The sequence below is a fragment of the Streptomyces nitrosporeus genome, from assembly GCF_008704555.1.
Classification (GTDB): Bacteria; Actinomycetota; Actinomycetes; order Streptomycetales; family Streptomycetaceae; genus Streptomyces; species Streptomyces nitrosporeus.
In genome coordinates, this window is the sequence record NZ_CP023702.1 from 6,870,828 (window position 1) to 6,896,273 (window position 25,446).

Annotated in this window: 22 protein-coding genes and 2 pseudogenes; 9 read left to right on the forward strand and 15 right to left on the reverse strand. The window is 68.1% G+C overall.

Annotated elements, in window-relative coordinates:
- Window positions 1-5: 5 nt before the first annotated feature.
- Window positions 6-452, reverse strand: a complete 447-nt coding sequence (locus CP967_RS30415) for a MarR family winged helix-turn-helix transcriptional regulator (RefSeq protein WP_150491045.1) — start codon at window positions 450-452, stop codon at window positions 6-8.
- Window positions 453-735: 283 nt separating this feature from the next.
- On the opposite strand from CP967_RS30415, the gene CP967_RS30420 reads away from it, so the two are divergent.
- The gene (locus tag CP967_RS30420; protein WP_150491046.1) at window positions 736-2,541 is read left to right on the forward strand and encodes an ABC transporter ATP-binding protein; all 1,806 of its coding nucleotides are present in this window, start codon (window positions 736-738) and stop codon (window positions 2,539-2,541) included.
- 144 nt (window positions 2,542-2,685) lie between these two features.
- A complete protein-coding gene (locus CP967_RS30425) occupies window positions 2,686-3,327 on the forward strand; it encodes a hypothetical protein (RefSeq protein WP_150491047.1) in 642 nt (213 codons plus the stop codon).
- A gap of 297 nt (window positions 3,328-3,624) precedes the next feature.
- On the opposite strand, the gene CP967_RS30430 is transcribed toward CP967_RS30425, so the two are convergent.
- Window positions 3,625-4,707: an NAD(P)-binding domain-containing protein gene (locus CP967_RS30430; RefSeq protein WP_150491048.1), complete on the reverse strand. Its 1,083-nt coding sequence runs from the start codon at window positions 4,705-4,707 to the stop codon at window positions 3,625-3,627.
- 102 nt (window positions 4,708-4,809) lie between these two features.
- On the opposite strand from CP967_RS30430, the gene CP967_RS30435 reads away from it, so the two are divergent.
- On the forward strand, window positions 4,810-5,232 hold the full coding sequence (locus CP967_RS30435) for a YjbQ family protein (protein ID WP_150491049.1): 423 nt from the start codon (window positions 4,810-4,812) through the stop codon (window positions 5,230-5,232).
- 1,223 nt (window positions 5,233-6,455) lie between these two features.
- Here the strand turns inward: CP967_RS30435 and CP967_RS30445 are convergent.
- The 5 genes from CP967_RS30445 to CP967_RS30465 all read right to left on the reverse strand — a co-directional run bounded on the left by CP967_RS30445 (window position 6,456) and on the right by CP967_RS30465 (window position 11,185).
- The gene (locus CP967_RS30445) at window positions 6,456-7,406 is read right to left on the reverse strand and encodes an alpha/beta hydrolase (protein ID WP_229888265.1); all 951 of its coding nucleotides are present in this window, start codon (window positions 7,404-7,406) and stop codon (window positions 6,456-6,458) included.
- A 90-nt stretch (window positions 7,407-7,496) separates the two neighbouring features.
- Window positions 7,497-8,162: an HAD family hydrolase gene (locus CP967_RS30450; RefSeq protein ID WP_208838883.1), complete on the reverse strand. Its 666-nt coding sequence runs from the start codon at window positions 8,160-8,162 to the stop codon at window positions 7,497-7,499.
- A gap of 39 nt (window positions 8,163-8,201) precedes the next feature.
- The gene (gene fabG, locus CP967_RS30455; protein WP_150491051.1) at window positions 8,202-8,906 is read right to left on the reverse strand and encodes a 3-oxoacyl-ACP reductase FabG; all 705 of its coding nucleotides are present in this window, start codon (window positions 8,904-8,906) and stop codon (window positions 8,202-8,204) included.
- Between the two features lie 46 nt (window positions 8,907-8,952).
- Complete coding sequence (locus tag CP967_RS30460) at window positions 8,953-9,981, reverse strand: ScbA/BarX family gamma-butyrolactone biosynthesis protein (RefSeq protein ID WP_150491052.1); 1,029 nt, start codon at window positions 9,979-9,981, stop codon at window positions 8,953-8,955.
- 583 nt (window positions 9,982-10,564) lie between these two features.
- Entirely contained in the window at window positions 10,565-11,185 is a 621-nt protein-coding gene (locus tag CP967_RS30465) for a TetR/AcrR family transcriptional regulator (protein ID WP_150491053.1), read from the reverse strand.
- A gap of 128 nt (window positions 11,186-11,313) precedes the next feature.
- Between CP967_RS30465 and CP967_RS30470 the strand changes: the two genes are divergently transcribed.
- Complete coding sequence (locus tag CP967_RS30470) at window positions 11,314-12,819, forward strand: MFS transporter (protein WP_229888266.1); 1,506 nt, start codon at window positions 11,314-11,316, stop codon at window positions 12,817-12,819.
- Between the two features lie 188 nt (window positions 12,820-13,007).
- On the opposite strand, the gene CP967_RS30475 is transcribed toward CP967_RS30470, so the two are convergent.
- Window positions 13,008-13,922, reverse strand: coding sequence for a ScbA/BarX family gamma-butyrolactone biosynthesis protein (locus CP967_RS30475; RefSeq protein WP_150491054.1), 915 nt, complete (start codon window positions 13,920-13,922; stop codon window positions 13,008-13,010).
- A gap of 147 nt (window positions 13,923-14,069) precedes the next feature.
- Between CP967_RS30475 and CP967_RS30480 the strand changes: the two genes are divergently transcribed.
- Both CP967_RS30480 and CP967_RS30485 read left to right on the forward strand, forming a co-directional pair.
- Window positions 14,070-14,702: a ScbR family autoregulator-binding transcription factor gene (locus CP967_RS30480; protein WP_150491055.1), complete on the forward strand. Its 633-nt coding sequence runs from the start codon at window positions 14,070-14,072 to the stop codon at window positions 14,700-14,702.
- A 292-nt stretch (window positions 14,703-14,994) separates the two neighbouring features.
- A complete protein-coding gene (locus tag CP967_RS30485; protein ID WP_229888297.1) occupies window positions 14,995-15,726 on the forward strand; it encodes an SDR family NAD(P)-dependent oxidoreductase in 732 nt (243 codons plus the stop codon).
- Here CP967_RS30485 and CP967_RS30490 read toward each other — a convergent pair.
- The 4 genes from CP967_RS30490 to CP967_RS30505 all read right to left on the reverse strand — a co-directional run bounded on the left by CP967_RS30490 (window position 15,680) and on the right by CP967_RS30505 (window position 19,432).
- A complete protein-coding gene (locus tag CP967_RS30490) occupies window positions 15,680-16,522 on the reverse strand; it encodes a TetR/AcrR family transcriptional regulator (protein ID WP_150491057.1) in 843 nt (280 codons plus the stop codon). The two genes, CP967_RS30485 and CP967_RS30490, sit on opposite strands and share 47 nt — an antisense overlap.
- A 213-nt stretch (window positions 16,523-16,735) precedes the next feature.
- Window positions 16,736-17,944 carry a beta-ketoacyl synthase N-terminal-like domain-containing protein gene (locus CP967_RS30495; RefSeq protein WP_150491058.1) on the reverse strand — a complete coding sequence of 403 codons (1,209 nt, stop codon included), beginning with the start codon at window positions 17,942-17,944 and terminating at the stop codon, window positions 16,736-16,738.
- On the reverse strand, window positions 17,941-19,167 hold the full coding sequence (locus CP967_RS30500) for a beta-ketoacyl-[acyl-carrier-protein] synthase family protein (RefSeq protein ID WP_150491059.1): 1,227 nt from the start codon (window positions 19,165-19,167) through the stop codon (window positions 17,941-17,943). Before CP967_RS30500 ends, CP967_RS30495 begins: the two co-directional genes overlap by 4 nt.
- Window positions 19,160-19,432 (reverse strand): acyl carrier protein, encoded by a 273-nt coding sequence (locus CP967_RS30505; RefSeq protein ID WP_150491060.1) that lies wholly within the window; start codon window positions 19,430-19,432, stop codon window positions 19,160-19,162. Before CP967_RS30505 ends, CP967_RS30500 begins: the two co-directional genes overlap by 8 nt.
- A 377-nt stretch (window positions 19,433-19,809) precedes the next feature.
- Here CP967_RS30505 and CP967_RS30510 point away from each other — a divergent pair, with 377 nt between their 5' ends.
- Both CP967_RS30510 and CP967_RS30515 read left to right on the forward strand, forming a co-directional pair.
- Window positions 19,810-20,793 carry a ketoacyl-ACP synthase III family protein gene (locus CP967_RS30510; RefSeq protein WP_208838884.1) on the forward strand — a complete coding sequence of 328 codons (984 nt, stop codon included), beginning with the start codon at window positions 19,810-19,812 and terminating at the stop codon, window positions 20,791-20,793.
- Between the two features lie 46 nt (window positions 20,794-20,839).
- Window positions 20,840-21,547, forward strand: a complete 708-nt coding sequence (locus CP967_RS30515) for a 4'-phosphopantetheinyl transferase family protein (protein WP_150491062.1) — start codon at window positions 20,840-20,842, stop codon at window positions 21,545-21,547.
- Between the two features lie 11 nt (window positions 21,548-21,558).
- On the opposite strand, the gene CP967_RS35295 is transcribed toward CP967_RS30515, so the two are convergent.
- From CP967_RS35295 to CP967_RS30525, 3 genes and pseudogenes are all read right to left on the reverse strand, one after another.
- Window positions 21,559-21,783 carry an SDR family oxidoreductase gene (locus tag CP967_RS35295; RefSeq protein WP_308436112.1) on the reverse strand — a complete coding sequence of 75 codons (225 nt, stop codon included), beginning with the start codon at window positions 21,781-21,783 and terminating at the stop codon, window positions 21,559-21,561.
- Window positions 21,784-21,857: 74 nt separating this feature from the next.
- Window positions 21,858-22,340 (reverse strand): annotated as a pseudogene (locus CP967_RS35300) (SDR family NAD(P)-dependent oxidoreductase); the annotation flags it as partial.
- Window positions 22,341-22,405: 65 nt separating this feature from the next.
- Window positions 22,406-23,575: an IS701 family transposase gene (locus CP967_RS30525; protein ID WP_167535461.1), complete on the reverse strand. Its 1,170-nt coding sequence runs from the start codon at window positions 23,573-23,575 to the stop codon at window positions 22,406-22,408.
- A 763-nt stretch (window positions 23,576-24,338) separates the two neighbouring features.
- Between CP967_RS30525 and CP967_RS35305 the strand changes: the two are divergent.
- Window positions 24,339-24,668: pseudogene (locus CP967_RS35305) on the forward strand (ATP-binding protein); the annotation flags it as partial.
- Window positions 24,669-25,446 lie beyond the last annotated feature (778 nt).

Here is a 25,446-nt window from a genome sequence, read left to right on the forward strand (position 1 = left end):
GCGCCTCAGCAGCGGCGACGCTCCGGCATTCCGTTGACCAGAGCGGTCATCAGTTCACCGAGCACCTCGCGCTGCTCGGTGGTCAACGGGGCCAGGATCTCCTCCGCGGCCGCCTTGCGCGCATCGCGCAGGGAGCGGAGAACGGCGCGGCCCTCGTCGGTTATCTCCACGCGGACCACACGGCGGTTGGCCGGGTCGGCCAGGCGTCGTACCCGGCCGCTCGTCTCCAGGCCGTCGACCAGCGTGGTGACGGCGCGGGGCACGACGTCGAGCCGGTCGGCCAGGTCGGCCATCCGGGGCGGGGTCTCGTAATGGGTGACCGTCCGCAGGAGCCTGAACTGCGCCGGTGTGATGCCGACAGGCTCCAGCTGCCGGCTCTGGATGCGCTGGAGCCGGCGCGTGAGCCTGAGCAACTGCTCGGCCAGGAGGCCGTCGGAGTCGGGGGTGTCCATGCGGAAAGAGTATCAGGACCAAGCTCATTGTGAATAGAGGTAACAATGAGCTATGCTCCAGATGTTCTGATGGCGCGGTCGGCGGCACGGTTCCTGCGACCGGTCGCAGGTCGTAGGTCACCGGCCGCAGGCCGGCCCGAAGGCCGGCGTGATGTCCGGTCCCGCCCCGGCGCCGGTATGACGGGACAGCTCTGTCTCCAGCGGCAGACCGGCTCGGCGGCCGGTGCTTCCCCTCCGGCCCGCCCCCGTCCTCCTGATCCTCCGAGTCCCTCCGAAGGAGCCCATGAAACCCGAAGAGCCCGTGTGGACGCCCCCGCCCCGGGACGCCCGGCAGCCGCCTGCCGAACTGCGTCGTATCTTCCGTCTGTTCCGTCCCTACAGAAGCAGGCTCGCGCTGGTCGGGCTGCTGGTCGGCGCCTCGTCGCTGGTGTCGGTCGCCTCCCCCTTCCTGCTCCGCGAAATCCTGGACACCGCGATCCCGCAGGGTCGCACGGGCCTGCTCACGCTGCTCGCCCTCGGGATGGTCCTCACCGCGGTGATGAACAGCGTCTTCGGGGTCCTGCAGACCCTGATCTCCACCACGGTCGGCCAGCGGGTGATGCACGACCTGCGTACCGCTGTCTACACCCAGCTGCAGCGGATGCCGCTCGCCTTCTTCACCCGGACCCGCACGGGAGAAGTCCAGTCCCGGATAGCCAACGACATCGGTGGGATGCAGGCGACGGTCACCTCGACGGCGACCTCACTGGTCTCCAACCTCACGGCGGTCATAGCCACCGTGGTCGCGATGCTCGCACTGGACTGGCGGCTCACCGTCGTCTCGCTGCTCCTGCTGCCCGTCTTCGTGTGGATCAGCCGTCGAGTCGGCCGGGAGCGCAAGAAGATCACCACCCAGCGGCAGCGGCAGATGGCGGCGATGGCGGCCACCGTCACCGAATCGCTCTCCGTCAGCGGCATCCTGCTTGGCCGCACCATGGGGCGCTCGGACTCGCTGACGAAGGCGTTCTCCGAGGAATCGGAGCGGCTGGTCGGTCTCGAGGTGAGATCGAGCATGGCGGGCCGCTGGCGGATGGCGACCATCGGCATCGTCATGGCTGCCATGCCCGCCGTCATCTACTGGGCGGCCGGCCTCACCCTCAGCGCGGGATCGGCCGCGGTGTCCATCGGGACCCTGGTCGCCTTCGTGTCGCTCCAGCAGGGACTGTTCCGCCCGGCCGTGAGTCTGCTCTCCACCGGTGTGCAGATGCAGACCTCCCTCGCCCTGTTCCAGCGGATCTTCGAGTACCTCGATCTCGAGGTGGACATCACCGAACCCGAGAATCCCGTCAGGCTGGAGAAGATCAGGGGCGAGATCGCCTTCGAGGGCGTCGGCTTCAGTTACGACGAGAAGAACGGCCCGACCCTGAGCGGTATCGATGTGACCGTGCCCGCCGGCCGCAGCCTGGCGATCGTCGGCCCCACCGGTTCCGGCAAGTCCACCCTCAGCTACCTGGTCCCGAGGCTGTACGACGTCACCGCGGGCCGGGTCACCCTCGACGGGATCGATGTACGGGACCTGGACTTCGACACCCTGGCCCGGGCGATCGGAGTGGTCTCCCAGGAGACCTACCTCTTCCATGCCTCCGTCGCGGAGAACCTCCGCTTCGCCAAACCGGACGCCACGGACGAGGAGATCGAGGCGGCCACCCGCGCCGCCCAGATCCACGACCACATCGCCTCCCTGCCCGACGGCTACGACACGCTGGTCGGCGAGCGTGGCTATCGCTTCTCGGGCGGAGAGAAGCAGCGCCTCGCCATCGCCCGCACGATCCTCCGGGACCCGCCGGTGCTGATCCTGGACGAGGCGACCAGCGCCCTCGACACCCGTACGGAACACGCCGTACAACAAGCGATCGACGCCCTGTCGAAAGGCCGTACGACCCTCACCATCGCCCACCGGCTGTCGACCGTCAGGGATGCCGACCAGATCGCCGTACTCGACGGCGGCCGTGTGGCCGAGCGTGGTACCCATGACGAACTTCTCGCCCGGGACGGCCGGTATGCCGCACTGATCCGCCGTGACAGCAGTATGGCCCCGGCGGGCCCCTGAGCACTCAGGTGCACGGGTGACCTCTTGCCCGCCCCACCTCGGTCGCCTTCCACGAGACCTGTTCCGGCCCGGGGGAGCGGGCTGCCGCCCCGGAAGACGGACCGTGCCGCCTGCCTGGGCCGCCGTGCGGCATGATCCACGTCCATGAGAACACTCCTCGGGGTCGGACTCCCCGGACACCAGCCCCTGAACCCCACCGAGAACCCTGACCCGAGCGCGGTCGGCTCCTGGGTGAGTGAGGCCGGGGACCTTGTGACCCTGCACTACTTCGGGCTGCCCCCGGATCTGCCGGCGGCGCTGGACGACGGGCCGACGCTGCGGCACACGCTGACCCACTGGACGGCGCGAGCGGGAGGCGGGCTGGTCGAGGCATCGGTGAAGCGGCTGGGCGAACTTCCCGCGCTGCGTCAGATAGTCAAGGTTCCGCTGCCCCAGCAGCCCAGCGGGCAGGTGTTCATCGGCAGTTACACGGTGCCGCGCGCCGGATGCAGCGCCGTGGTGAAGATCCAGGCCCCGGAACGGGGTATGACGGGCATGCGGGAAGCGGTCGTCATGGGGAAGGTAGGCCACGAGCAGTACTTCAGGCCGCATCCCTACGCCCCCGACGTGCAGGGCGGCCTCCCCTTCCACGTGGCCGACCACGCCCGATGGGACGCGGAATTCCCCGACCACCCGCTGTCCCGGGTGCGCAGGACCCTTGACGCGCTGGCCGCCGCTGTCACCGTGGATCCGCAGTTCGCTGCTCTGCCCCCCTTCCCCGGGCCGGCGCAGCCACTGACGCCCTGACGTCCTGACACACGGCGGCCACGTCGGAGACGGCGGAGACGGCAGGCACGGCACCCTGGCGCCATGGCGGCCGCAGCGCGCCAGGTGTGTATCCGGCGGAGAACCTGTGGAAACGCCGGCGCCGCCGCTCCCTGGGGCGAGGAGCAGCGGCGCAGGTTGGTGCGATGGCCGGAGGAGCCGGCCCACGAAGTGGGCGAGGCATCCGCTCCCCTGTTCATGCGTTCTACATGTATTTGTGCCGGCGGCTCGCAGGCCCTCATGGGCGGTGCGCCCGGACACGCGCCGGTACGGTGCCGGTCAGGCCGGAACCCCGGTCGCGGCGAGCAGTCGTCCTATCGACCGTGCCGCCGCCCGGCCGGCGCGGTTGGCGCCGATGGTGCTGGCCGAGGGACCGTAGCCGACGAGATGCACCCGCGCGTCGCGTACGGCCCTGGTGCCCTCGACGCGGATGCCACCACCGGGCTCGCGGAGTCTCAGCGGTGCCAGGTGGCCGACGGCGGCCCGGAAGCCGGTCGCCCACAGGATCACGTCCACCTCGGCCGTCCGGCCGTCGGCCCACACCACTCCGTGCTCCGTGATCCGCTCGAACATGGGGAGCCGGTCGAGCACACCTGACGCGCGGGCCCGCCGGACCGCGTCATTGACCGGCAGCCCGGTCACGCTCACCACGCTCTGCGGTGGCAGACCGAGCCGTACACGCTCCTCCACCATCGCGACGGCCGCCCGCCCCTGCTCCTCGCCGAAGGGTCCCTCGCGGAACACCGGTGGGCGGCGGGTCACCCAGTACGTCGCCCGGGCCACCTCCGCGATCTCCATCAGATGCTGGGTCCCCGAGGCGCCGCCGCCGACCACCATCACCCGCAGCCCCGCGAACTCCTGGGGGCCCGGATAGCCGGCGGTGTGCACCTGCCTTCCCCGGAAGGTCTCCTGGCCTGGATAACGCGGCAGGAACGGGCGGTCCCAGGTACCCGTCGCGTTGACCAGGGAGCGGGTCGCGTAGATCCCCTCCGAGCTCTCCACGAGCAGCCGGCCGCCCTCGCCCTCACGCACAACACCCACCTCGACCGGCCGGTGCACCCGCAGCCCGAACCGTCGCTCGTACGCGGCGAAGTACGCGCCGATCACCTCCGAGGACGGCCGGCTGTCGTCCGCTCCGGTCAGTTCCATGCCGGGCAGCGCGTGCATCCCGTGCACCTTGCCGTACGTCAGCGAGGGCCAGCGGTACTGCCAGGCGCCGCCCGGCCGCGGAGCATGGTCGAGCACCACGAAGTCGCGGTCCGGCTCGAAACCGGTGCGCCGCAGGTGGTAGGCGGCGGAGAGCCCCGCCTGCCCGGCACCGATCACGACCACGTCCACTTCACGCGCCCCAGAACTGTTCACGCTTCTACCAACACGGAGGAGCGTCCGGTCCTTCCCGGCGGCACGTGCCGCCGGAGCACGGCGGAGCACGCCGGAGCGGCGCACGGGCGTCAGAATGGGCTCATGTCCTCATCCTTCGCCACGCACCTGCTGAACATCACCACAGGAGGGTCGGAGGCGGTCATCGACCTCACCGCCGACTGCGAACAGTTCCTCACCCGTATCGCCCCGGGCCTCGACGGCCTGCTCAACGTCTTCGTTCCGCACGCGACCGCGGGGATCGCGGTCCTGGAGACGGGTGCGGGCAGCGACGACGACCTCCTCGCGGCCCTGCAGACCCTCCTCCCCGCCGACGACCGCTGGCATCACCGCCACGGCAGCCCCGGCCACGGCCGTGATCACGTCCTCCCCGCCCTCGTCCCCCCGCACGCCACCCTGCCGGTGATCGGAGGACGGCTGGAGCTGGGGACCTGGCAGTCGGTCTGCCTGGTGGACACCAACAAGGACAATCCCAACCGCCAGGTTCGTCTGAGCTTCCTGGGCTGACCAAAGCCACCCCCGGGCAGGGGCATTGCATGAAGCGGATCCGTCCGGTTCATGTGCCCTGCCCGTGACGTCGTGTCATGTCCTGTTCTGAGGCCGGGAGGCAGTGCAGGTACGGCGCCGGTGAGCACACGGTTGTCGAGAACCATAAGAATTGAACGAGACCGTGCCTGCCTCCGCGTCATCTCCCATGCCCGTCGGGCTGGAGCACCTGGCCCACGCTCCTTCTTCCACGCCTCTCGTCAACGCGGCCGGTCTGCCTCCGTTCCTGGACGCGGTGCCCGGCCCGCGGGACCGCAGGGGCCGCCTGTATCCCGCTGTCCGCACTGCCGGCAGCGGCTGCGACTGCCGTGCTGACCGGTGCCCGCTTCCCGGCCGCGACCGGCGAGTGGATCACAGACGCACCACGCCGGGCGGTTCGTGCGCCCGGCTTCGTCCCGGACCTCCTGACCGGGCTGGTGGCGGTCCCGTACTCGGCGGCGGTGTGCCGTCTGCTCGTCCGTCTGGACGGTGACGCGCTGGACGCCGCGATCGGCGCCTTCCTGTCTGCAGGGACAACCGCCACCCGTGAGCCGGACGCATTGCGGGCGATCGCGGTGGACGGCAAGGCCGTCCGTGGCTCCCGCCCCCGCACGACCGTGGCGGTCTCGCTGCTGTCCGCGACGGCACACAGTGGAGAGGTTTCCTGCCGGCGCCAAGCTGTCGGCACGAGCAGCGGAATCCCCTCCTTCGCCCTGCTGTTGAACGGTGTCGACCTCACCGGTGCCGTGATCACGGCGGATGCCCACACCCCAGCACGACCAGGCGCCTGCCTACGCTCGCGGGGGAGCCCACCGCATCGCTGTCGTCAACGTGACCGGGCCTTCCGCGAGGACGACTCCAAGATCCGCACCGCTCAACTCCTCCACACGACGGCCGGTCTCCGCGATCCGGCCATCGGTCTCCACCGGCAAGACGGCCGGGAAAGCATCGCAGCCGCCCTCCGGCGAGCGGCCCGCGACTACCGGCGGCCCCTGGCTCTCCTCGGCCTCACCGGTGGAGACCGCGCAAGGCCACTTCACGCAGAGATCCTGGCCCCCAGGGGCGGTGCCGCCGGCCCTCCGTACCGCGCGTGCGCGGACGGAGAGACCTCTGCGCGACCCGGCTTCGCCTGCGATCGAAGTGGAGCACCCGCGCCGCCCTACGGGGGATGGTCGAACGGCACGGGTGGCCAGTGGGGTGTGGCCTCATCCCGCTCTTTCCGGCATTGCTGCCAGCGGATTCATGACCCGGGCGAGGAACTGCCACGAGGTGGGGGCCGATATCCCGTCGTAGTCGGGCAGCGGTGGGTTCTTGTGACCGGAGTCCGACGGCGGGGCCGCACCGGGGCGACCACCGGGCAGGGTCTGCTCCAGGAAGGCGAGAGCCCGCAGGTGGTAGGTACGCGCGGTCCAGCCGAGACTGATGTTGTGCCCGGCTCCGGGCTCGACCACCACGGAAGCCCGCGTCGAAGTCAACGGGGCCGTCAGGTTGCCCACCGCCTCCGCGTCGAACCGCCACCACGGCTCCTGTTCTCCGAAGGTGAAGCGGACCGGTGCCCGTACCGCGGAGGCGATTTCCGCATAGGTCTGGGGCCACCGGAGGAACTCCTCTGTCTCCCGTAGGGGTGTGGGAGCCAGCAGAGAGCGGCAAAGACGGAAAGCGTTCGGGGGATAGAGGCTGGGGGCGCCCCAGTGGCGACGCCAGTTCATCCGGCCGGACGCATCGCGGGGCAGTTCGTCCTCCGCTGCCGGGGTGTTGCCGAGACCGGAGATGTCCAGACCGATGATGTTGTCGTCATGGTCCTGGGCAGCCATGGTGAGCGCGGGCTGCCCTCCGCTGGAATGGCCGACGACGAAGAAGCCGCTCCCGATTTCATGCGTGCGGGCGAACCCGACCAGGGCGGCCCGCAACAACTCGGCCTGCTCCTGGGCGTTCAAGCCTTCCGGCAGAAAAGGGGCTGATGCCCCGTATCCGGGGCGGTCCAGGGCGAGGACGGTGAATCCGAGCTTCACCCCCAGCTCCAGCAATGACAGACCGGGCGCGGCACGGCTGTCGAAATAACCGGCCCGGACGCCGCCTCCGTGCAGAGCCAGGACGACTGCCCTAGGTGTTCCTGAAGAGGGCTCGACGAGCAGCCCGGAGAGAGGGACCCCCATGGCATCCAGCGTTGTTCTGGAGGAATTTGGGAAAGTTGAACGCGGCGAGTATGACATGGAATCCCTTCTCTGTCGGCTGAAACCCCACCGTCACTCAGGCGGGCCCACTGCAAGAAGTGCGTCCAGTTCGGCGATCGCCTGGGCCGGCTCCGTGAAATGGATCGCGTGCCAGCCGGCCTTCCTCGCCCCCTCGCAGTTCTTTTCCATGTCGTCGATCAGTACGCATTCTTCCGGTAGGAACCCGGCGCGCTTCTCGGCTACCCGGAAGATATCGGTGTCCGGCTTGCGGCTACCCACCTCGAATGACATGACAATGTCCTCGAAGAGCCCCTCGGGATTGATGATCCGGCGCCAGTGCTCGTCCCAGGCCGGCACCATGTTGGACATCAGTCCGACGAAGGTGCCGCGAGACTTCAGCTGCCGCAGATGATCCACCCACGGCTGGTTGGCCGAACGGCCTTCGAACCAGCGCGCCGGGAAGTCGGACAGGTCCGCCTTCACTCCCTCCTCGGCCAGCAGAACGGCCTCGACCTGCTGTGACCACTCCTCCTGAGTGATGAGCGGAGTGTCCAGCGGCGCCAGCATGCCCACCCCGTAGGAGCCGGCCACCTTCTCCATGGAGGCGAGCAACTGGGCGGATGTGATGCCTGTTTTCGCGCAGAAATTTGCCACGGTTACCTTGGTGGACGGAACCTCAAGCACTCCTCCGTAGTCCGTCCATACGGCGCGGATCGGAGTTTCGGCTGAACGCTGCATCTTTTTTCCCCTGAAAGTCGAACGAATCGGAATGCAATGTCACTGCCCCATTGCCAGGCCACCGCCTACCGGTATCGAGGCGCCGGTCACGAACGAGGCCGCATTGCCGGTAAGGAATCGGACGACCTCGGCAACCTCCGCAGGTGTTCCCGTGCGGCGCAATGCGGTCTGCGCAATCAAGGCGTCGCGACGCTTTTCCTTCACGCCCTTGATCATGTCAGTCTCGATAAGCCCCGGAGTCACCATGTTCACCGTGATGTTCCGCGATCCGAGTTCCCAGGCGAGCGAACGGGTGAGGCCGAGCAATCCAGCTTTGGAGGAGGCGTAGTTGACCTGACCGGGTGATCCGAGGAAGCCCATCACGGAGGACATGAAAACAATACGCCCCCAGCGGGAACGGATCATTTCCGGAGCTACGAGCCGTGAGAAGCGGAATGCCGAGACAAGATTTGTTTCCAGGACGCTCCGGAAATCCTCTTCGGCCATCAGGGGGGCCAGGGCATCCTTCGTCACACCCGCATTGGCGACGAGCACCTGAACCGGACCGAACTGCTGCACCACTTCGGCCAGAGCGCGCTGGGCATCGTCGGCATCATTGACGTCGCACCGCACGCCGAAGAAATCCGCAGGAGGCTCACCGGTGCGATAGGTCACGGCGACTTTGTCGCCCGCGTCCGCCATGGTGCGGGCGATTTCCAGACCGATGCCTCGGTTTCCGCCCGTAACGAGTACTGTCCTGCTCATTTTTTCTCCTGCTGTGGAATCGATGAGGCGGGCGCGGAAGAGGGAGTCAACTATTGGCAGGGAGGACGGGCGGGCGCACCGTGACGCTGACGACGGCGACGCTCTCGCCGGACTGCTCAAGAGTGACGGACACCTGCTGCGGAGACGAGGACGGGAAGCCGGCCGCTGCCACTACGCGTATCGGAGAATCCAGTTCAGCGAAGCGGGAGAAGGACGCTTCCAGCGAAGTGATCGAAAGAGACCTGTGGACTTTTCCGGTGCTCCGGGACTCCGGTTGCAGGAGCAGCGCCGACTGGCGAGCGGCTTCCATCAGCACCATGGCAGGAATGTGATCGTAGTCGTGGTCGAAAAGTCCTGCATTGCGAAAATCCGGTGCCAGGACAGCGGAAAGATTGCGCTTTTCCGCATCCGTCTCGGTGTCGGTCAGCACGACATTCGCCGGATTGAACCGGTTTATTCGGGAAGGCTGTACGGAGGTCCTTCGGTCGCCTGTCCCGCGGAACGCCGAGGTCATGGGCGGAGCGCTGCCACGCTGCATGAACCGGAGTGAAGCGTATTGAGGGGTGGGTGCGGAGCTCACTCGGATGTGAGCACCACCCACTGAAACTCCTGCAATTTCCATTTGAATGTCGAAGCCCAGTGCAGTCACTCGTTCCCGGCGGTCGTGCGTCGGTGTGATCAGTTGGCTCAGGAGAAGCTCTCCCGGCCTCTCGCCCATGGTCAAAGCGTCGCCGCCGTCCAGGTGAATGTCCCAGTCGTTCACCATGAACGTCGTCTCGAGAGGGATTTCCAGCAGCTCGTGTGCCCCGTGTATGGACGCTTGGCGGCAGGTTTCCAGTAGCAGCAGAGGATCGAATCGCGCAGGGATTTCTGTGTGATCGTTGTAATAACTGTGAGAAACGGGAAGTTGCGCGGCCGACCGAAAGGAAAGACTACCTGTCCGCTGCATCCCAGTGACGAACACCTCGGCCACCGAAGCCCGATGGACCATGCGCCGGTCAATGGTCCGGTTGAAGTCCAGTTCTTCTGGCTCCACCGCCTCGCGTGCTGCCGAAGCGATCTCCGAGAGTGCCATGAAGGAAGCGTTCCTTTCTGCGCAAACGTATGCGAGGGGATTTTGTGCGAGGTCCCACTGTTTCCGTCCGGCGGTCCAGCAGCCGTTCACCTCGATTCGAGAACATAATCCTGCCCTGCTCAAGTCCTCAAGGGCGCTACCTCTTAGAAGAGGTGGTGATACCTCCAAGGAGACACTGCGCGTACCGCTTATTGAGGTGGCTGCGCGATATCCATGGGAGTGGGTCCGGGCAAGAGTGCAGGATAGGCGAATGCATGGTTCGAATGCCGCGACGCGGAGTCACGGGCGGCTGAGGCGGCCGCATCGAGGGCGTCCGCAGCGGCACGGGACGCATCCGAGGAAGCGCATTCGTGTCGGGTACCGCGCCGGCGTGGAAGGAGTTGACCGAGGCTCAGGGCTCTCACACTCTTCCCGGCGGGCACGCGACGGCAGCTACGGCACTTCGCGGCGTTGCCGGAACGCCCGCATATTTCCCAGCGGGCTTCGCCCGGAGTGCTCCCGCATGTATGCGGGAGCCCCTCTGTCTTGCGATACACCGCATCTGACGCCGCGCGCCGGCCCACCGGGAAGAGCGGGACAGCCCTCAGGCGCTGCAGGTGAGCGCGGCGGGGATCTCGGCGAAGGTTTCCTGGACCAGCTTCGTCAGGCCGTCGCGGCCTCCGTCGCCGCCCAGCGCGGTCCAGCGCAGGGAAGCCGTGCGCCAAGCCGCCACGAAGATCTCCACGGTCAGCCGGAGCCGTACCTCGTCGACGTTGTCCCCGGCACGGCCGTTCACGGCTTCGATCAGGGTCCGGGTGGTGTCCTGGCAGTAGCCCAGACTGTGCGCCTGCAGTGCGGGAACGCCCTCCGACAGTTTGCGGGTCGTCAGGAAGCGGCGGTCCCAATCAGGGTCCATGGCGCTCAGAGTGGTGTGCAGCACCGCCTGGAGAGCGTCGAGGAGGGGGCCGTCCGTCTCCAGGGTGGCCATGGAGTCCAGATAGGCCGACCACAGGTCGCTGTCCGAGGCGAGCGCTACGTCCTCTTTCGACCGGTAATTCCGGAAGAAGGTGCGCTTGGACACCTCGACGACATCGCACAGGTCGTCCAGCGTGGTCGCGTCGTAACCATGCTCGGTGAACAGGCGGAGTGCGGTGTCCGACAGCGCCCGGCGGGTGCGCAGCTTCTTCCGTTCGCGCAGCGGCAGGTCACGCAGGTCATCACTCACACCCACGAGGGTATCACCCGTCACCACCAAGAAGCTATTGCCCTTTGACAGCTAATGCCACTTGGTGGCATTCTCGCCTGAGGGGCCAACTTTGGCCGCTGAACGTCCCCCTGAAGGAGCCTGAACTCGTGACTACTGCCCCTACGGGCCGGTCCCGTCCGGCGATCACGCTGGTGGTGGTGCTACTGGCCTTTGTCACAGTGCCGATGTCCATCTCGGGAGCAGCCGTCGCGTTGCCCGACATCGGTGAGGACCTGCATGCCGCAGGTGCACCACTGCAATGGGTCATGAACGCCTACAACCTGACGTTCGCGTCGTTCATGCTGGTCGCCGGTTCCACAGCCGACCTGGTGGGCCGGCGCCGCATCTTCGCGTCAGGCGCGGCAGTGTTCGCCGTCGGCTCGATCGCCGCGGCCGCAGCCTCCGACATCATGCTGCTCGACCTTGCCCGTGCCCTCTCCGGCATCGGCGCGGCAGGGGTGTTCGCCAGCGGCGGCGCGATCCTGGCCACGACCTTCGACGGTGCCGAGCGCACCCGCGCGTTCGCGGCCCTCGGCAGTGCGGCCGGGCTCGGACTGGCTGCCGGGCCGACCTTGTCGGGTTGGCTGGTCAGTGGGATGGGCTGGCGCGCGACGTTCGGGCTGCATGCCGTTCTGGTGCTGGTCGCGCTGGCCGGCGTCGGGTTCGTCGCCGAGTCCCGCGCTCCGCAGCGCCCCCGGCTGAACGTGTCCGGTGCGGTGGTGTTCGTGGCCGGTCTCGGCGCGTTGGTGCTGGGCGCGGTCCAGGGACCGGAGTGGGGCTGGGCGAGCCCCGGTGTCCTGCTGCTGCTCGCCGCAGGTCTGGCGTTGCTGGTGGCCTTCGTCGTCATGCAGTCGCGTTCCGCGGCTCCGCTGCTGGACCTGACGCTGGTCAGGAACCGCCGGTTCCTGGCGCTGTGCATGGTGCCCGTGGTGACGACGTTCGGCTTCGTCACTCTGCTCACTTACCTGCCCACCTACCTGGTGGGCGCCGGCGGGTTCTCCGCTCAGCGCGCGGGGACCGTGCTGCTGCTGATGACCGCACCGGTACTGCTGGCCCCGCCGCTGGCCGGAGGGCTGGTGAACCGCGGTGTCTCACCCCGCCTGTTGATCACGCTGTCATTGGCGCTGTTCGCCGCAGGCAACGTGTGGCTCACCGTCATCGGCCCCTCCACCCCCGTCATCGTCTTCGCCGGTCCGCTGCTGCTGGTCGGGCTCGGTGCCGGGCTGTCGTTCGGTGTGGGTGACGGAATGGCGATGAGCTTGGTCGAACCCGAGCAGGCCGGTATGGCCACAGGGTTCCTCAACACCATGCGCATCGGCAGCGAGGCCATCGTCATCGCCGTCTTCGGCGCGGTCCTGGTCAGCCTGATCGGCACCCGGGTCGACTCTCCCGAGCTGGCCGAGAAGGTCGCCGCAGGCGACCTGTCCGGTGGTGTCTCCGGCGTACTGGCCGATGGGTACACCCATGCCCTGCACGTCGCGCTGTACGGAACGGCGGCCGTCTGCGCCGTCGGTGCGGTGATCATCGGAATCGCGCTGGCCCCGAAGCGGCGCGAGACCACCCCGACGGCCCCCGCGCCCGGCGACTCGCACGTGCCTGCCGAGGTCGCCTGACCAGCCTTTCCCGAAGTGTGCCGAGACCACTCGGGGCGACGCTCTGCCACCCGCGGACGGCGGGGGTGGCAGAGCGTCGTCGTTGGGCGTCCGAGGAGGCAGGAGATCGTCCGAGGCTCATCCGGGAGGAAAGAGCCGGGCGTTCGCGCGCTCGGACAAGGCCCGTCCGTCGCGGGCCCCCCGTGCCGTCAGCCCCGTGACAGGGGTTGGACGGTCACGGTGCTGCGGAGGGCGAGGACTTCGTTCTGATGGGCGTCGACCATCACCGACATGCGGTCCCCGCCCTCCGGTACGAGGGGCTCGGCCGTGATCAGGAGGGGCTGGTCGAACTCGACGTACCGGAAGAACGTCGTGTCGAAGGCGACAGGCACGACCGCCTGCGGCCTCGCCCTTGCCCGCGCCGCTTGGTCGACGGCTTCCAGCAGCACCATGCCGGGGATGTGGTCGTGCGCGTGGTCGAAGAGCACGCGGTGCGAGGTGTCGACGCGCAATTGCCAGGTGTGTGCGCTCGAGGTGGGTGACAGCACGACGTTGTCGGTGTCACTGCGGCCGACCTCGGAGGCGGGCACCGCAGGAGTGAGGGGGAGCGCCTGCGCGAAGGCGCTCTCGGCGTCCGAGTACCGGGAGCCGCGCAGGCGGTCGTAGAGGGCCGGGGGGTGGGCGCTGTACCGCAGTTCGGCAGTACCGATGGGCACGCCCGCAAGCGTGGCCTCCACCTGGGACGTCAGGTGCACCGAACCCAGACGGCGCCGCTTGACCTGCTTGTGCGTGACGAGCAACTCCACTTCGGCAGGGCCCGAAGCCGTGCGCAGCGCCTCCGGGTCGACCGTCGACCGTATCTGCTCCCACCCCAGTCGGTGGGAGAGGGGTATATCGTGGACGGTATACGTCAGTAGCGCGAGCGCCTGACGCAGGCTCTCCGTCAGCAGCAGGGAACTGTACCTGCGATCCTCGACGTAGAAGCTGTGCCGCAGGGGCCAGCGTGCAGTGACCAGTTGAGACCTGGCAGTGGCCGGACGCCAGCTGGTGACCAGTGTCTCCTCCTGGACGGACTTGCGAACCAATCTTCCGGTAGCGGCCCCGTGGGTGCTGGTGAGCGGCATGAGGTGTTTCCCCCCTGGGTCGGGCGGCGGCTGGGCTGAGTCGTGACAAGGACAGTCGGACATCCCCGTGACAGTCGTACACCTCTGCTGTTGCCGTAAGATAGCAATAATATTTTTTTTATACGTTGATCAGTTGGGGAGATGCGCATGGCGGCGCGAGCGTTGAAGCAGGAGCGGGCCGAGCGGACACGCGCTGCTCTGATCCGCGCGGCCGCGAAGGTGTTCGCGGAGTCGGGTTTCGCGGGGGCCAGCGTCTCAAGGATCGCCGAGCAGGCCGGGCTGACGCTGGGAGCGATGTACTTCCACTTCAGGTCCAAGGAGGAGCTCGCTCGTGAGATCGTCTCCACCCAGCCGGACCTCGTGGTCACGCCCCAGCGGTCGGAGGGACTTCAGCACGCCGTCGACATCACGCTGACCTGGGCGTACCGGTTGCGCGACGACCCGGTGCTGCGGGCCGGCGCCCGTCTGGTCATGGACCAGGAGCAGTTCGTGACCGACAAGAGGGAGAACTCGCACCAGCAGTGGGTGGTCATCATGCGACAGGACTTGCGGGAGGCGCAGACACGGCGCGAGGTGAGGGCCGCGGTGGACACCGATGCCTATGCCCGCCTCGTCGTCAATGCCTGTACCGGTGCGCAGATGCATGCCCAGCTGGAGACCTCCCGCAGCGATCTGCCCGCCCGGGTCGAAGAGATCTGGCAGTGCCTCATCCCCGCGATCGCCTATCCCGCCGCGGCCAAGAAGGTGCAGTTCGGCAAGGAGCGAGGCACGGTCTCATGAAGCAGCGGGCCCGAGCGCCGCGGTGACCGGAGCGATGCCCGGGCGGGCCGCCCGCCGTCCGGGCGGAGACGATGAGGCCGGCGACAGGGGAGGTGCTCTGGCGATTCCGCTGGAGCGCGAGGCCGCCACGTTCCGGCATCGGGCCGCCGACCACGCCTCGCGTGGGCGTAGGACCGCCGAGCGAACCGCCGCGGTGGCAAGGCCATGGACCGGTCCGCACACGAACGAGTAACGGATGACTGGGAGAGACGCCGTGGACGCGGCTGGGGACATACTGCGTGGCAAGACCGTCATGATCACCGGGGCTTCCAGTGGGATCGGGGCAGCGGCAGCGCGGCTGTTCGCCGCCCGCGGAGCGACGGTCACGCTCATGGCGCGCCGCGAGAAGGAACTGCGCTCGCTCGCCGATGAGATCGGGACCGAGGGCGGACGCGCTTTGGTGGCGGTGGGGGACGTGACGGCGCCGGAGGACGTCCGACGGGCGGTCAGCAGGACCGTCGAGGAGTTCGGCAGGCTTGACGCGGCTTTCAACAACGCCGGCTGGGGCTCCATCGGCACACCGCTGCACGAGACGGACGATGCGGTGTTCCGCCAGATCATGGACGTGAACGTGCAGGGGGTGTGGAACTGCCTCAAACACCAGATCCCTGTGATGCTGCGGCAAGGACACGGCGCGATCGTCAACACGTGCAGCACCGCCGGCTCCTTCGCCACCGGTGCCATCGCCCCCTACGTGGCGGCCAAGCACGCGGTGCTCGGCCTGACGAAGGCCGCCGCCGCCGAGTACGGGGAACGGGGGATCCGGGTGAACGCGCTGATGGTGGGCAGCACACGTACGGAGCTGATGGAATCGGCCATGGAACTGGTGCCGGAGCTGGAAAAGGCATCGGTGGCCCGGGCCGTTCAGCGTCGTCTCGCCGATCCGATGGAGGTCGCCCAGGCGGCGGTCTGGCTCTGCAGCGACCAGGCGAGCTTTGTCACGGGAGCCGGGATGGCGGTGGACGGCGGGTGCAGCGCCGTGTGAGGCAGCCGGCCGCCGCCGCAGGGGGAGCGAGCGCGTACGGCGGGTCCGCACGCGGTGGGCGGCGACGCCCGGCCCGGCGGGCGGTCATTCCGGCCTTCGTTCCCCGGACGGAGCGCTGATCTGCTCTGGGCCGGGATCGCCCGTGGGCACCCCCGTGGAGGACGGCGCCCGCCGCATCGGCGACGCCGAGCGGACGGGCGTCGCCGCTGTTCAGCGACAGCGCGATATCGGGCAGCGCCTGCTGCCAGATACGCGCGAGACGCCCGACGCGGTCGTCCGGCTCGCCGGGGCAGGGAAGGTGACGCAGGGTCGCCTCTATTCCGGAGACGAGATGGACCGCCATGTCGGCGATCGCCGCCATATCCGTCCCTGGCGGCACATCGCTCGGCAGTGCCCGTCGCAGCCGCTCGCACAGCACCGGTGCCCACAGGGCGTGCCATTCGTGCCGGGTACAGGATTCTTCCCGGGCCAGCCGCGCGGCGGCGCGCACCGCGGCGTCCTCCTCCAGCAGGGCGGCCAGGGCGAGCGTCAGGCGGGACACGTACTGCACCGGTGACCCCTCGTGTCCGTTCAGGCGGTCGACGAGCGCCAGGGTCGCCTCGTTTCCCCTCTCCCTGACGGACTCGGCCAGCGCCCGCTTCGACGGGAAGTGGAAGGTCAGCGCCCCCAGCGAGATGTCCGCGGAGCGGGCTATCTGGGCGAGTGACGAACCGGCGTACCCGTGGCGGTCGAACTCCTTGGCGGCCGCCTCCAACAAGGCGCGGCGTGTCCGACTGGCTCTTTCCTGCTTCGCCATGTCCCTTACCTGATCAGCGGTCTCTGCACTCGTGAGACTCGCCCCGCCCTGAAGTGGTGTCCGAAGAAACAAAAAAATATTGTTATGTTCCTGTGGGTGGTCGCTCCCGTATCCACAGCCGTCCGCGGAAGCCGGCCGTCCGAACGCGTCAGCTCGGCGGCCGGGCGCTCGTACAGCCGGCGCCGGGTCGTGGCCGGCCTCCGGTGGACCCGGCTACTCCCTGTCCAGGGGAGGCTGAAGTACCACCGCGCAGCCCACGCTGCCGTCGGGGCTGATGGACGTGATCACCGCAGCACGCTCGTGTTCCGTGGCGTTCCGGCCGTCCTGCCACCGCGCCAGTGTCGCGGCCAGCTGGAGTGCGCCGTTCGCACTGTCCGTCTCTCCGAGGACCGGCTGGATCGTGAGGCGCTCGACCGGCCCCGACGTTCCGCCCCGGGGGAAGACCTCTCGCAGGGCGAGTTCTTCCACCATGGCCCAACCGCCGCGCCCGGCTGCCCCCGGCACCGCCACCGCCACATCCTCGGGCGCGACGCCACTGCGCACCAGCGCCGTCCGTATGCAGTTCGCCAGCCGCCGGGAGACGGAGGGCAGACCGCTCTTGGGATCGGCGAACCCCACCTCGCAGGCGAGCAGACGGGCGAGGGGGCGGGGCCCACCTTCCCTGCCCCCGGAAGGTTCGAGGACCAGTACCGCCCCGCCCTCACCGAGCGGGACCCCTGCGGCCAGCCCCTGGGAACGATGCCATGCCCAGGCACGCTGGGGAGAGAGCTCCTCGAAGGCGCCGGTGAGCAGGCGCCGGGCATGACCGGCCAGCAGGGCGTTGCGAGCGAAACGCAGCGCGTGGAGGCCCGCGAGCGGGCCGCCCGAGACGGTGGAGTTCAGGCCGGTGAGGCCGAGGTGAATGGCGGCCCGCCCGGCAGCCGAGTTCATCAGCACACCGGGGAAGTGGGAGGGGTTGACGAAGTAAGGACGCTCTTCCGCGAAGGTGTCCCTGATGAACTCGCCCACCCTGCGCGTACTGCCCACCGAAGTACCCAGGACGATGCCCGTCTCGTCCGGCTCGACCGCCGCCGCTTGCCGCGGCAGTTCGCGCAGGGCGACGGCGCACGCCACCGAAGCCAGCTGGTCAGTCCTCGTCAGCCGGTTCAGTCCCTTGCGGCCCAAGGTGTCGGCCGGTACGAAATCGGGCAGGGCGAGCAGGTCCAGCCTCGGGGGATACTCGCCCGGCGTGACCCCCCCGTCCGGCTCCCGTCCCGTGACCGAGCCACGGAACAACGCGTCCGCCATCGCGTCCAGGCCCTGCCCGGCCGCGCTGAAGACCGTGCATCGGACCACGTCCACCGGCGACACCGGCAGCGAGGAGAACCGAGTCCCTCCCGTCTCCGGCACAACAGGTCTGTCCTGCGTGGGCAATGTGCTCATGCGGCTATGTCTCCGAAGATCGTGACGGCGTTGTTCCCTCCGAAGGCGAACCCGTGGTTCTCCACGACACGCAGACGCTCCTCGCGTGACACCCTCGGCACGCAATCGACATCCGGCCCCAGCTCGGGGTCCACGGTACGCAGGGTGGAACTGGCGGGCAGGAACCCTTCGTGGAGGGCGGCACAGGACACCACGGCGCCGAAGGCGGCAGCCGCGCCCATGGTGTGCCCCAGAACTGATTTGATCGAGCTGATGGGAGGCACCCTGCCGTCGAACGCCTCTCGCACCGCGGCGATCTCGGTGGCGTCGTTCGCTTCCGTTCCCGTGCCGTGGGCGCAGATGTAGCCCACGTCCGCCGGTTTGATCCCGGAATTGCGGTGGGCCCGCTTGATGCACGCGGCGATGGAAGGGGCATGCGGATTCGTCATGTGCTGTGCGTCGCACGACATCGCGTAGCCGAGCACCTCCGCGTAGACGCGCGCATCACGCTCGAGAGCTGATTCCAGCGGCTCCAACAAGAGCGCTGCTCCCCCTTCGGCGGTGACGATCCCGTCGCGGTGTTCGTCGAACGGCCTGGGTACGTCCGCCGCGAGTGCGCCGAGCCGGTGGAATCCGGCGTGCGTGGCGCGGTTGGAGGCATCGGCTCCCCCGCACAGTGCCACATCCACCTCGCCGCTGCTGATCAGGTCGTAGGCGTACCCCACGGAGTAGTTGCCTGCCGCGCAGGCAGTGCCCAGCGTGAGCGCCTCGCCCGTGAGACCCAGTTCGACGTTGACCGCCGCGGATATCCGTCCTGCGTCGATCTGGTGGACAAGCCTCGGGTCAAGGTGCTCCGGTCCCCGGAAGACCCACTGTTCTCCCAGGTCCTCCAGGAGCTGGGACTCGCCGTTGGTCGTACCGAAGCAGCTCGCGGTACGCAGGGAGGACAGCTTCGGGGAACCGAGCCCCGCGTCATCGACCGCCATCCGGGCCGCCGCGGCGGCGAATTGGCTGCTGCGCCCCCACTCCTCGGGTGAGATCCGGTGCAGATACGTGGAAGGACTGAAGCCGCGGACCTCACCGGCGAGCACGTGCTCGAACCCAGTGGCGTCGAATTGTCCGATCGGGCCGATTCCGCTTCGGCCGGCCCGGATCGCGGCGATGAAGTTCCGGGCTCCCATGCCCAGGCTGCTCACGGCGCCGATGCCGGTGACGACTACACGCCGCCCGCCCAGATCAGGCACTGACGACTCCTGCCGTACGGTGACGACCGATGACCTCGTACACCGCAGTCATGGTGTCCAGCTCGACGACGTCTTCCTGCGGCACCTTGATGCGGAGGTCCCGCTCGAATCGGGAGTACATCTCGATCACGAGGAGCGAATCTGCATCGAAGTCGTCCGCGAAGCTCTTGTCGTCCTGAAGTTCATCGGTGTCCACCTCAAGGACATCCGCCACGATCTGCCGGACCGTTTCGCGCAGATCGCCGGGAAGAGTGTTCTCGCTCATTGTCTTCGTCCTTCTGTCGGATTGAATCTCTTGCGCACTGACGGCCATCACGGGCCGAGGTTCGCCTCAAGGGTCCCCCGATCAGCTGGTAGTAGGCCACCAGACCTGACCTGCAGGTTCAATACCTGCATCACCAAAGTGATACGGCCTATGTATCGCACAGAGCATGAGTGGTATCACCAATGAGCGAAGAGGGTGCATCCTTCCCTCTTCCGCCGTACTTTTATCCAGCTTCTATCTGTGCGGTACAGGATGGGCGAAGCCGGTTTTTCTATCAGCTCGGGAGAATAGGTGCAGGTATGAAACCCGTCGGGTCGATAGGAATTTCATCTGCCGCGTTGTGGCTCCCCGAGGGGCGGTCCCGGGCAGCCACAGCCGTGAGCGAAGGCAGGCTGCGCATCCGTGACGCCCGCGCCTTGGGGCACGAAGCGCTGCCTGTCGCCGTGCACGCCGCGGCGCCGGAGATGGCGGTGTCGGCCGCCCGGGACGCGCTCGCTCTGGCCGGCACCGGCGCCGGCCGGCTGGACGCGCTCTGCCATGCCTGGATGTACTACCAAGGGCATGATCTGTGGTCGCCGCCCCATTACATCGCCCACGAGGTCGGCGCCCGACGGGCACTGCCCTTCGGTATTCAGCAGGTGTGCAACGGCGGCGCCGTCGCCATCGAACTGATGGCGGCCTACCTTGCCAGGCCCGACGCGTCCGGCGGCCCGTCGAGGCGGGGGATGGTCACCACCGCCGACCGCTTCGTGGAGCCCGGATTCGATCGCTGGACAAGCGATTACGGGGTGGCCTACGGCGACGGTTCGACCGCGGTGCTGTTGCACAGCCCGGCCGGCCCGGGGGACCCGTTGGTGCTGCGTTCGGCCGCCACGATCGCGGCACCGGAACTGGAGCGCATGCACCGAGGGGCGGACCCCTTCGCGGCGACGCCCCGCGAGCGCCGCGAAAAGGTCGACATGAGGACTACCAAGCGTGCCTACCTGCATGATCAGCGGGACCTGGATTTCGCCGCGATCAACGAGCGCTCCATAAGGGCGGTGATCTCCACGGCGCTGCGTGACGCCGGGGTACGACCGGACGACTCGCGCCTGCAGTACGCCTTGCTGCCCCGGTTCGGCACGAAGCTACTGGGCGAGAACTGGGTCCCGGTGATTTCGGCATGCGTACAGGTGAAGATCGAGAATTTTGGTCAGGGCACCGGGCACCTCGGTGCGGGTGACGCCATCGCGAATATGGCCGAACTCATGGAGGGTGCACTCCTTGCTCCCGGAGAGATGGCCCTGATTTTCAGCGCGGGGGCGGGTTTCACCTGGTCCTGCCTGGTGGTCGAAGGAGCGGGTGGGCCGCCCGCATCGTGACGGGAGGAAATCATGAACAACGTGGCCGTACCGTGGGTGAGGGAAAATGATTGAGGAAATGCTTGATCGGCCTGTCGTGGGCGTCGACGATCTTCAGGACGCGGCAGGCCCGACGCTTTTCCCCGAGGAGGAGATCGTTTCCTCCTCCATGTCGCGCGAGCGGAGACTCAAGTTCGCCGCTGTGCGGGGCTGCGCGCGTCAGGGGCTGCGTGAACTGGGCATCAGCGCCGGGCCGATCCTGCGGGGTCCTGGCGGCGAGCCCGTCTGGCCGGCCGGGGTGGTCGGCAGCATGACGCACTGTCCCGGCTACCATGCCGCCGCCGTCGCCCGCTCGGACGAGGTGGCGGCGATCGGGATCGACGCCGAGGTGAACGGTCCGTTGCGGCATCGCGAAATGATCTCCCTCATCACCACCGTCGAGGAGAGGACCTGGATTTCGGACCTGGAAGCCAGCCACCCCGAGGTGAGTTGGGCGCGATTGGTCTTCTCCGCCAAGGAGAGCCTGTTCAAGGCGTGGTTCTCCTTCACCGGGGAGCGGCTGGGGCTGGGGGACATCAGCATCGGCACAAAGGAGTCTCCCGACGGAGAGTTCACCGCGCGTGTCTTTGCCCGCCGGAAGGGGCGCTGCGTTCCACGGCCGAGCCGGCTGACAGGGCGTTGGATGGCACGCGACGGCTTGTTGGTGACTGCGACGACGATTCCACGTCCGTCACACGGCGAGGACGGGCGACGGGCCGCTCGCACCGGACGGTGACGACGGCCTCGTCAGGAGGTCTTCATCGTGCCGCCGTCGATGACGAAGTCTGCGCCCGTGATGTGGCCGGCCGCCTCGGACAGGAGGAAGCCGACCAGGGCGGCGACCTCCTCGGCTTCCATGAGACGGCCGGTGGTGAGGCCAAGGGTTTCCGGCATCCGCTCCAGACGGTTTGCGAGTTCGGTGCCGGCCGCGGCAGCGAACTCGCCGCCGAAGCCTTCCGACGCCTCCCACACCGAGGTACGTACGACTTGGGGGAGACGGTATCGGCCCGCACGCCGCGGGGCCCGGACCCTTCCGCCAGGGATTTGCCCGGCGAGGTCAGCGCCGCCTTGGCCGCACTGCAGGCCACAGGGCTCGCGGCGGGCGTCCGGGAGGCGATGGAGGAGATGCTGGTCACCGCACCGCGGTTCTTCATCATGCTGGGCAGTGCGGCCCGGCCGGCACCGACGGCGGTCAACAGGTTGGTGTTGAGGGCGTGTTCCCACTCGATGTCCTCGGTGTCCAGAAAACCGGCCGGACGCATGCCGTCATCTCCCCCGACGTTGTCCACCAGCAGATCCATGCCGCCGAGCTGCCGGGGGGCGCTGTCCATGAGGGTGGTGGCGCCCTCGGGCCTGCTCAGGTCCGTCGCCACCGCGAACGCTCCCGCCTCCTCAAGGGCCGGTGTGACCGCGCGGGCGGCGCCCACGGCATGGACCCCCTCACCGGCGAGTGTGCGCACCACGGCCACCCCGATGCCTCTGCCGGCGCCCGTGACGACGGCCCTCCTGTACGTGAGGTGAAGATCCATGGTGTTCCCGTCATCAGCCGGTTCGTTACCGAGCGGGTCTGCGGGGCTGCGGCTTTGAGGACTGGTCAGGGCTGCGGTGCCTGTCCCAGGCAGCGGTAGAGGTACGCGGCGGAGGCCAGCGTCATGTGGTGGTGCCAGCCGGGGAAGGAACGTCCCTCGAAATCCAGGAACCCGAGGTTGTCCCGGAGGCACTGAACGGTGGCATCCGTCAACGCGGAGCGTTGAGCGAGAGCGTGGATGGCAGGGGGCGGCGCGTCGCGGAGCGAGGTCACCCAGAACCGGCACGGTCGCTGCCGGACGGCCGGAATCTCCGCGACGAGCCTGTGCACCGGCCGGGCCGCTGCCCGGCCGGTTCCGGGGGAGGGGAAGCGAACCAGGGCGGAGCGCAGACGTCTGCCCCCGCCGTGTGCGGCCGGCTCCTCCCGGAAACGGTCCTGCAGGATGCCGGCGGCGGTGCTTGTGCGCAGTGTCGTACGGGCGGAGTCGTGGCTGCCTTCGCGAGTGACGTCGAACGGCTGATGAGGCGCCACCCCGATCACGAAGTCCCGTCCCGCACGGCTGAGTTGTGAGGCCAGCTGGTCAGGGTGGCGGCTGGGACCGAGTCCGTGGAGGAGAGGAGCGGACCCGGCCCCCTGGCCCCTCGCGGACTCAGCCATCATCTCCAGCGTGAGTGCCCATGCGGGGCGAGGGGTCACCTCGCGCGGGATCTTCGCACGACTGCGGCGCTCGGGGTCGCCACACCAGCTGTCGTTCAGCATCAGCTTCCAGTCGACCGGAATGCTCCTACGGCTGTCCGTGAGGAAGAGGGCGATGCCGACCTGGCAGTTGATGTGCCGACCGCTCTCGGGCACCAGGTGCTGCTGCAGCCCCACGGACTGGGTGCCTCCCCTGGGCAGCAGTACCACTCCGGTCGTCCAGACGGCGTCGGGCATCAAGCCGGCTGCCAGGTGGGCGATCTGCCGACGGGGCGACCTCCAGTCCCAGGGACTGGAGGTGATGAACTGCTGCAGGGACTGGGAGGCGCTCGACGGCAGGGCCAGCCTGCCGGCCATGCGCCGCCGCGACTTGTGCCCAGGCGTGGCCAGGAGGCATCGGAGATAGACGGTCGCCCACCTGCGTTGGTCCCTGCGCGGCAGCATCCCGAAGATCCGCTCGCTGTACGCGGAGAGACTGTCGAGGTCCACGCGCTCTGACGGCGACTGTGGGGCGAAGACGGCTTCGGCTGACGTGCTCATGATTGGCCCCTCCTCGAACCGCACGGTAGCCGACGACGTTGGCGGCTTAATAAACATAGCAATATTTTTCCTTTTTCGAGAAAGGTCCGCAGGTCGGGGAGGGGGCGGCCCCTGGCGGGCGTGGGCCGGGCGGGCGGGTCGTCGCCTGCGGCGCCCCGGGCCCGATCCTGGGGCCGGGTGGGGCTGACCAGGGAATTCGGCGGCGAGGAGGGGAGGGGTGCGCGGGTGGGGCTCGCGCGAGGGCCGCCGGCGGCGGCCGGAAACTGTGATGCATGTCGCTTTTTCTGTCATGGCCATGATTGGTAGTCAGCTGCTGTCTGTCCGGAAGGCGTGTCGGGCGGAGTCTCTGCGGGGGCGGGGTGGCGGTTCGGTCGCGGTGCCGACCGGAGCGCCACAGGCCGGCGCCCCGCGGGCGTCCGGCGGCACGGCGGTGTGTGCGCCGACCGCGGATGCGGGGCCACCGGGGCGAGTTGACCAAATGCCGATGATCGCTTGCCCGCGAGTACTTCCGTGCGCGAACATACGCAGCGGCCAAGAGGGCGGGACGAGACGTCCTCAGGTGGCAAAGGGGCCCCGGCTGTCGCGCTCCGGGCGAGGACTGATTCTTCTCGGAAGTGAAGCGTTGCCTGGCCACGCCGGTCGCTCTCGAACCTATGCCTGGGCCGGAGCCCCACAACAGGCGCCGAAATCGATCGGTCAACTACCTAGTGCAGCCCTGAAGATTACTCATGTTGCTGAGAGTGAAATTGCGGAGGTTGTTCTCATGAAGTTGCTGGAGAGGGAACGTCGGGTGCTCGGCAGAGAATCCGACCGCCAAGGCTTGGCGTCCGTACTTGACTCGGTCGTGGAGGGCCGCAACCGGCTCCTGGTGATCGAGGGCCAGGCGGGAACGGGAAAGACGGTACTCCTGGCGGAGTTGATGAGATTGGCCGGCGACCGGGGGTTCTCCGTCGAGAGGGCAACGGGAATTTCCGGGCCGGCGGCACCGTCCGAGGACATCCTGTTTCCGTCGGACCTTCCGAAACTGATCGTCGCGGACGGAGTCGAATCCGCCGACACCCTCATGATTGCCAGGCTGCGTGACACTCTTTGCCGGGCGACCGGGAGGGGAGTTCTCTGGGCTCTCGCGGTGCGCCCCGGGCGCGTGAGCGATCTCCTGAACCGTATGGACCCGGGTCCCCTTGTGGGAGTCACCAGGATGCAACTGGGAAGACTTTCGCGGCGGCACTCGATCGAGCTGTGCGCCGAACTGTCCAAGGGGCAGCCGTCTTCGGAACTGGCCCGCCTCGTGGAGACTGCGAGTGGGAATCCGCTTCTGGTGACAGAGCTGGTCAGGGGGCTGGTCGAGGAGGGGGGCGTCGAAGTGGTCGACGGTGTCGCGCGGCTGCGATCCCCTCAATTGCCGGAAAGGGTGAAGGTAGCCGTCCGGGGGCACCTGTCGCATCTGTCGGAGGGGAGCCGGCACGCACTGCGCGTTGCGGCAGTGCTGAACACGGTACTCAGCCCCGCTCAGCTTTCTGCGCTTGCGGCGTTCCTCGGTAAGCCGACCGCCACGCTGATGCCACTGCTGGACGAGGCGCTCGAAGCGGGAATGCTGATGGACGGGGAGGGGGCTCTGGTGTTCACCAGCTCTCTGCTCCGGCAGGTCGTTGCGGAATCCGTTCCCCGGCCCATGCGTCAAGCGCTCATGCACGAAGCCAGGATGCATCAGAAAAACGCAGGGGATACGTCCGACGGCTACTCATCCGTAAACCGGGAGGAGGTCCAGGGCGAAGTTCTGGAGTTGCGGAGGGGTAACCAGGCGACTTCACCCGGTATGCGTATGCTGCTCAGCAGGCCCCTCCCTGTGCATACGGCCGTAGGGGCGAAGG